The organism is Corallococcus sp. CA049B, assembly GCF_003611685.1.
GTDB classification, from domain to species: domain Bacteria; phylum Myxococcota; class Myxococcia; order Myxococcales; family Myxococcaceae; genus Corallococcus; species Corallococcus coralloides.
The window spans coordinates 20,872-28,358 of the sequence record NZ_RAWC01000111.1; the positions used below are offsets into that span (position 1 = coordinate 20,872).

Genomic DNA, 7,487 nt, shown 5'->3' on the forward strand with positions numbered 1-7,487 from the left:
CCTCGTGTCGAACCCCTCGGAGATCATCTTCGGCCATACGGTCGAAGGGCTGCTGTTGGCCTTGAAGGGCCGGCTGGACGGTCCGCTGCGCGCGAAGCTGAAGGACGCCGGGCTGGACCTGGACCGGAAGCTGGAGCCCGCGTATCCGAACGCCATCTGGCAGAAGGTCCTGCACCTTTGCGCGACGGAGCTGTTCCCGGGCGTGTCCATGAACGAGGCGCAGTGGCGGCTGGGTGAGCGCTTCGTCACGGGCTACTTCGAGACGAACATGGGCCGCGCGCTGCAGACGGTGGTGAGGCTGCTGGGCCCCGCGCGCACCCTGGAGCGCACGTCGCGCAACCTGGCCTCCGGCAGCAACTTCCTGCACGTGGAGGTGGAGCGGCTGGGGGACACGGACTACCGCATCAAGGTGAACGAGGGCGGGACCTACCCGGAGTTCATCGGCTCCATCTGCCACCACGGGACGCTGACCACCGGCGTGAAGGGCCTGACCACCGTGATCGAGTCCCGCCAGGGCCGCGCCGCCATCTACCGCATGCGCTGGTAGTCCCGTGCTGTGTCCAGCAGTCCCTGCACCGCGCCCGTCACCTCGCGGTGCACCGTGAGCAGGGCCTCCCGGTCCGCCGCGTCGAAGCCTGGGGCCAGGTGGGTCGTCAGTGGCTCTCCAATCCACTGGGTCATCTTCACCGGGAAGGGCAGGGACAGCGGCCACAGGCCCGTGGCACCCACGCCCAGCCACAGCGGCAGCCTTCCGGGCATCCCCACGCGCTTGCCCCACGCGTAGCCGTTGTTCAGGCCCACGTAGGCGTCGTCCATGCCGTGGCCCGCGATGGGGATGATGGGCAGCCCGTGGCGCACGGCCAGCCGCAGGTAGCCCAGCCGCTCTCCCCAGTCCACGCGGTAGCGGTGCCGGAAGTCGCGGCAGCCCTCGCGCGTGCCTCCGGGCTGCACCAGCACGTGCTCGCCCTGCTTCACCGCTTCGGCCAGCAGCGGCCCGTCGCCAGTGACGAAGCCCAGCCCGTCCGCCACCTGTTGCATGCCGGGGATGCGGTCGAACGCGCCGTGCGCGATTCCGTGCGGCAGGTAGCCCAGCCGGTCGTGCAGCGTCACCGTCAGCATGCACAGGTCCACCGCCAGGGGCCGCCCGTGGTAGCCCACCAGCAGCTTCGCTCCAGGGCGCAGGAGCGGCTCCAGGTTCACCACCTCGTAGCGGTGGTAGCGCTGGAGCAGGCGGAACGTCGTCAGCCACGCGGCCCGTGCCGCTGTCGCCGTGACCGTCACCCGCCCACCCGGTACAGCACCGCGCCGTGCGCCACGCCCGCGCCCACGCCCACCATCAACACCCGGTCCCCCGGCTTCACCGGCCGCGTGCGCCACAGCCAATCCAACCCCGTGCCCAGCGACGCGGAGCCCACGCTGCCCACCGTGTCCACCACCGTGACGCTCTTCTGCTCCGGCACCTCCAACGCCTGGAGGATGGCCGCGAACATGCTCCCGTTCGGCTGATGCGTGAGCACCCACTCCACGTCCGCCACCGTCAGCCCCGCGCCCTGGAGGACCGCTGATGCCGCGCGCTTCAATGCGCCCAGCGCCACGCGCGTCATGTCGCGCGATGGGGTGAGGAAGCGCATGCCCTCGCGCTGGCCCGTCTGGTGAGGGTTCTCCAGCACGACGTCCGGCGGCAGCGTGCCGTCGTTGCCGAACGCGGCCCCCAGCACGCCCTCGCCGGGCCGCGCCTCGCCCAGCACCACCGCCGCCGCCGCGTCACCCAGCACCAGGTAGGGACGAGGGTCTTCTGGCCGCGTGGTGCGCGACAGCAGCTCCACGGACACCACGCCCACCGGCCCCAGCCCCGTCGCCACCGAGCGCGCCGCCAGGTCGAACGCGCTCAGGAAACCCATGCACGCGTTGCCGATGTCCATCGCATCGCACGTCCCGGACAACCCCAGCGCCGCCGCCACCCGGCTGCCGTTGGCCGGCGTGGTGACGTCACCGCCCATCGACGACACGAAGAGGATGCGCCGCAGCGCTGTCGCCGGAAGCCCCGCCGCCTCCAGCGCACCCCGCAGGGCCTGCGCGCCCAGGTCCGCGGCGCGCGTCCCCGCAGGAGCGAAGTGCCGCGTGCGGATGCCCGTCTTGCGTTCCACCTCCGCCGCGTCGCGGCCCACGCGCGCGCAGACGTCTTCCGTTGTCACTGGCGGGCCCGGCAGCACGCTCGCGGTGCCGAGGATGCGAACCGGGATCATGCGGCCCTCCTGCCGCCAGCCAGCTTCCCGCGCAAGCACTCCCGCGCCTGGCTACGGCCAGGAATCACGCGGCCCTCCTTCCGCTGGCCGAGTTCCGGCGCCCTCGCAGCGCCTCCCAGGCCTGCTTGAGCTCCAGCAGCTTCTGCTCCAGGCCCATGTCTCGCGCGGCCTCGTCCAGCACCTCGTCCACGTGCGTGAAGCGCATGGAGCCGAGCAACGGATGCTCACGCGTGCCCACGTCGTAGCGCAGGTCGCCTCGCGCGGACTCCAGGTCGCCGCTGCGGTGCAGGAGCAGCACGCCGCTGGCCAGCAGGTCCTTGGCTCGCGCCACCGGGTTGAGTGCGGAGAGGAACAGCCCCACCGCTCCGGGCAACAGCGGCCGTGCGGCGTGGTGAGGGCCCGCGGGGAAGATGTTGCTGGAGAAGATCAGATCCGCGCCTGAGTGGAGCAGCACGTCCACCGGCACCATGCTGGTGAAGGCCCCGTCCACGTAGCGCGCGGGCGGCTGGAGCGTGGGCGCCCAGACGCCCGGGGCGGATCCGCTCGCGCGCACCGCCAGCGCCAGCGGCCCCTTCTCCAGCACCACGCAGCGGCCCGTGGTCAGGTCCGTCGTCACCGGCAGGAAGCCCACGGGCAGCTCCTCCAACGCCAGGTCCCCCAGGTCGCCGCGCACCAGCCACTCCATGGCCTGCGTCGTCACGACCGAGGACAGCGCCGCGGCGGACAGGTGCCCGCCCCGCGCGCGGTGCTGGAGCCGGCGCAGGCCGTCCAGGCCTTCACGCCCGTCGCGCGCGGTGCCGCAGTAGTACGCGCCCACCAGCGAGCCCATGCTGGCGCTGCTGAGGAAGTCCACCGGCACGTCCAGCGCGGCCAGCCTCCGCAACAGGTGCACGTGGTAGAAGCCCCACACGCCGCCGCCGCTGAGCGCCAGCCCCACGCGCCGGCCGGTGATGGCGCGCGCCCACCGCGACAGCGCGTCCCGCGTCCCCGCATCCAGGCCCAGCGCCGCCAGCGGCCGCGAGTCCCCGGGCCGCACCACCAGCCGCTCCCAGTCCAGCCGCAGCCGGCACCCGGGCGGCGGAGCGTCCTCGTCCCAGCCGTCCTCGTCCGGCAGCGAGCGCCCCCGCAGCGTCGGGCTGCCTATCGGCCGCCACGGCGACAGCAGCACCGTGGGAAGCACCGGCGCTCCCTGCGTCCCCACGCCGTCCGCTTCTCCGCCCGGCGGCATGAGCCGCACCTCGCGCGGCGTCAGCGACTCCGGCACCGGCACGCCATCCACCAGCACGCAGTCGAAGTCCTCACCCTCGGGGAGCAGCGGCGCGCCCGGAGTCACCGTGCGGCGGAACACGTGGTCGGCTCCGCGCACCGCGCCCTCCGCGCGCTTCGTCCCCGCGCGCACGAGCAGCACCCGGTCCCCGAAGTCGTGGACCATCACCTTCGCCACCAGCTCCACCAGCGCGGACAGCATCGCGGGCGGCAGCTCCAACCCCTGCTGCGCGCGGAACGTCACCACGTCCGTGCGCGGCGCCGCGCCCACGCGGGGCACCACCGCCACCGACTCCAGCTCCGCGCGAGGAAGGAAGAGGGCACACGACGCGGACGCCGCCGTCACCGTGACGGGCCACGCGCCGCGCGCGAGCGCCTCCACGCCCAGCGACATCCCCGAGCGCAGGTGCAGGAGCACCGCCCCTCCCGCCGTCATCCGCCACTCGCCCGAGCGCAAGAGGTAGATGCCGTCCACCGGCTCGCCCTCGCGGCAGATGCCCTCGCCCGGCTGGGGCTCCACCGGCCGGGCCCGCTCCAGCAGGCGGAGCAGGGCGGACGCACGCGCGTGGCGCAGCACGGGGGCTTGCTTCAACGTGTACAGCCACCGACGCCGCTCATCGACAGTCAGGGGAGAAGCCATGCGTCGCTCAAGGATAACCAGGACGCTCCGGCGCCGGATAGCGCGCCAGGGTGCCTGCCCGCTCCGTGCGGGTCCTTCGCGACGCGTCGCTACGCCGGCTGGGGTCGCGGCGGCTCCCTCTCGGGAGGGATGGACGGCGGCGGCGGATTCCGCGGTCCGCTCGGTGGATTGCCGTGCTTGCGGTGTTTCAGGATCTTCGTGCGCGCGCCTTCCACCAGCGCGTAGAGCACCGGGATGAAGATGAGGTTCACGAAGGTGGAGAAGAGCATGCCGCCGAAGACGGCCGTGCCCAGCGACTTGCGCGCGGAGGCGCCCGCGCCGCTGGCCAGCATCAGCGGCACCACGCCGAAGAGGAACGCGAAGGACGTCATCAGGATGGGCCGCAGGCGCGTCTCCGCCGCGTTGATGGCGGACTCCACCACGCCCTGCCCCTGCGCGCGCAGCTGCTCGCCGAACTCCACGATGAGGATGGCGTTCTTCGACGCGAGGCCCACCAGCATCACCAGGCCCACCTGACAGAACACGTCGTTCACCAGCCCGCGCAGGTTCTGCAACAAGAGCGCGCCCATCATCGCGACGGGCACCGCGAGCATGACGACGAAGGGCAGGGCGAAGCTCTCGTACTGCGCGGCCAGCACCAGGAACACGAACACGATGCCCAGCGCGAAGATGACGAGCACGGTGTTGCCCGCGCTCTTCTGCTCCTGGGACAGGCCCGTCCACTCGAAGGTGAAGCCCGGCGGCAGGGCCTGCTTCGCCACCTCCTCCATGGCGTTCAAGGCCGTGCCGGTGGAGACGCCGGGGCTGCCCTGGCCGTTGATGTTGGCGGAGCGGAAGAGGTTGTAGTGGGTGATGTTCTGCGCGCTGGTGATGGGCGTCACCTTCACCAGCGCCTCCAGCGGCACCATGGCCCCGGTGTCCGAGCGCACGTAGAAGCTGCCGATGTCCTTCGGGTTGTCGCGGAAGGGCGTCGCGGCCTGCACGAACACGCGGTAGACGCGGTTGGCGAAGGTGAAGTCGTTCACGTACTGGCTGCCCAGGTACACCTGGAGCGTGGAGAACAGCGAGGACAGGGGCACGCCCATGGCCTTCGCCTTCTCCCGGTCCACGTCGATGTTGAGCTGCGGCGAGCCCGCGGTGAACGCGGAGAACACGCCGCGCAGCCGCGGGTCCTGGCCCGCCTTGCCCACCAGGGACTGGGTGGCCTGCGCCAGCTCCTCCAGCGTGCGGCCGCCCTGCTGGTCCTCCAGCACGAACTCGAAGCCGCCCACGCTGCCCACGCCGCGGATGGCGGGCGGTTGCAGGGGCAGCACGCGCGCGCCGCCCACCTGGCTCAGCGGGCCGCGCAGGCGCTCGATGAGGCCCGCGACGCTGGACTCCTTCGCCTTGCGCTCCTCCCAGGGCTTCAGGTTGATGAAGAGCGAGCCGTAGTTGGCGCCGGTGCCCAGCAGCGAGAAGCCGCCCACGGTGAAGATCTGCGTCACCTCCTCCTGCTGCTTGATGATGCCCTCCACCTGGATGAGCACGTTGCGCGTGTACTCCAGCGACGTGCCCTCCGGGCCCTGCACCGCGATGATGACGTAGCCCTGGTCCTCGTCCGGGATGAAGCCCGTGGGGGTGGCCCGGTAGAGCAGGCCCGTGGCCACGAGGAACACCGCGAAGATGCCCACGACGACCCACCGTGCCTTGCCCAACATCACGCCCAGCAGCTTCCCGTAGCCGCGCCGGAGCGCGTCCAGGCCCTGGTCGAACTTGCGCGCCAGGACGAACTTCTTGCCCTCGTTGGGGCGCAAGAGGCGCGCGCACAGCGCGGGAGAAAGCGTGAGCGCGACGAGCGCGGAGAGGCTGATGGAGAACGCGATGGTGAGCGCGAACTGGCGGTAGATGGCGCCCGTGGTGCCGGGGAAGAAGGACACCGGGATGAACACCGCGGACAGCACCAGCGCGGTGGCCACCACCACGCCGGCCACCTGCTGCATGCCGCGGTGGGTGGCCTCCTTCGCGTCCACCTTCTCGTGCTCGATGACGCGCTCCACGTTCTCGATGACGACGATGGCGTCATCCACCACCAGGCCCGTGGCCAGCGTGAGGCCGAAGAGGGTCAGCGTGTTGAGCGAGAAGCCGAACGCGTTGACGAACATGAACGTGCCGACGAGTGACACCGGCAGCGTCGTCACCGCCACCAGCACGCTGCGCCAGCCGTGCAGGAAGATGAAGATGACCAGGACGACCAGGAGGATGGCTTCACCCAGCGCCTTGAGCACCTCCTCGATGGAGGCGCTCACCGCGGCCGTGGTGTCGAACGCCACCTGATAGGTGAGGCCCGGCGGGAAGTTGGCGGACAGCCGCTGGAGCTCCGCCTCCACGCCCTCGCGCACCTCCAGCGCGTTGGAGCCGGGCAGCTGCGTGATGCCCAGGCCCACCGCGTCCTGGCCGTTGAAGCGCAACAGCTGCTGGTAGCTCTCCGCGCCCAGCTGCGCGCTGCCCACGTCGCGGATGCGCACCAGGGCGCCGTCAGCGCCGCGCTGGATGACGATGGCGCCGAACTCGTCCGCGGACGTCAGCTGGCCCTTCACCTGGAGGGACAGCTGGTACGCCTGGTCCTTGGAGGACGGGGCCTGGCCCACCTTGCCCGCGCCCACCTGGACGTTCTGTTCCTGGAGCGCGTTGACCACGTCCTGCGCGGTGAGGCCTCTCCGGGCCAGCTCCGAGGGGTCCAGCCACAGGCGCATGGCGAAGCGGCGCTCGCCGAAGATGCGCACGTCGCCCACGCCCTTCACGCGCAACAGCGCGTCGCGGATGAAGACGTCCGCGTAGTTGCTGATGAACTCCGTGTCGTAGCGCTTCTCCTTGTCATAGACGCCGAAGGAGACGAGCAGCTGCGTCTGCGCCTTGCGCACGGTGACGCCCAGCGCGTTCACCTGCGCGGGCAGCTGCGGCGTGGCGGTGGCCACGCGGTTCTGCACGTCCACCGCGGCCAGGTCCACGTCGCGCGACGGGTCGAACGTCGCGGTGATGGTGGACTGGCCGTCGTTGGTGCTGGTGGAGGACATGTAGCGCATGCCCTCCATGCCGTTGAGCTGGCGCTCCAGCACGGTGGTGACGGCGCTCTCCACCGTCTCCGCGGACGCGCCGGTATAGGTCGCCGTGATTTGAACCTGCGGCAGCGCCAGCTCCGGGTACTGCTCGATGGGGAGGCTGGGAATGGAGATGGCGCCCACCAGCGTGATGAGGATGGACAGCACGCTGGAGAAGACGGGGCGCTGGATGAAGAAGTCGGTGAACATGGCAGCCCCCTACCGGCCCGCGTCCGCGCCGCCGCCCATGCCTTGGGC

General features: G+C 71.4%; 5 protein-coding genes. 1 reads left to right on the forward strand and 4 read right to left on the reverse strand.

What is annotated here, in order from left to right:
• Window positions 1-4 precede the first annotated feature (4 nt).
• On the forward strand, window positions 5-547 hold the full coding sequence (locus tag D7W82_RS23095) for a DUF2378 family protein (protein WP_120620425.1): 543 nt from the start codon (window positions 5-7) through the stop codon (window positions 545-547).
• Here the strand turns inward: D7W82_RS23095 and D7W82_RS23100 are convergent.
• From D7W82_RS23100 to D7W82_RS23115, 4 genes are all read right to left on the reverse strand, one after another.
• Complete coding sequence (locus D7W82_RS23100) at window positions 529-1,281, reverse strand: lysophospholipid acyltransferase family protein (RefSeq protein WP_120620418.1); 753 nt, start codon at window positions 1,279-1,281, stop codon at window positions 529-531. The two genes, D7W82_RS23095 and D7W82_RS23100, sit on opposite strands and share 19 nt — an antisense overlap.
• A complete protein-coding gene (locus tag D7W82_RS23105) occupies window positions 1,278-2,246 on the reverse strand; it encodes a 3-oxoacyl-ACP synthase III family protein (protein ID WP_120620419.1) in 969 nt (322 codons plus the stop codon). The genes D7W82_RS23100 and D7W82_RS23105 overlap by 4 nt, the downstream gene beginning before the upstream one ends.
• Window positions 2,247-2,310: 64 nt before the next feature.
• Complete coding sequence (locus D7W82_RS42385; protein ID WP_120620420.1) at window positions 2,311-4,152, reverse strand: cyclic nucleotide-binding and patatin-like phospholipase domain-containing protein; 1,842 nt, start codon at window positions 4,150-4,152, stop codon at window positions 2,311-2,313.
• A gap of 89 nt (window positions 4,153-4,241) precedes the next feature.
• Window positions 4,242-7,439, reverse strand: a complete 3,198-nt coding sequence (locus D7W82_RS23115; RefSeq protein WP_120620421.1) for an efflux RND transporter permease subunit — start codon at window positions 7,437-7,439, stop codon at window positions 4,242-4,244.
• Window positions 7,440-7,487 lie beyond the last annotated feature (48 nt).

Excerpts from the sequence above, each read along its gene's own strand:
- D7W82_RS23105 (WP_120620419.1), bottom strand. The coding sequence starts at position 2,246 with ATGATCCCGGTTCGCATCCTCGGCACCGCGAGCGTGCTGCCGGGCCCG.
- D7W82_RS42385 (WP_120620420.1), bottom strand. The coding sequence starts at position 4,152 with ATGGCTTCTCCCCTGACTGTCGATGAGCGGCGTCGGTGGCTGTACACG.
- D7W82_RS23115 (WP_120620421.1), bottom strand. The coding sequence starts at position 7,439 with ATGTTCACCGACTTCTTCATCCAGCGCCCCGTCTTCTCCAGCGTGCTG.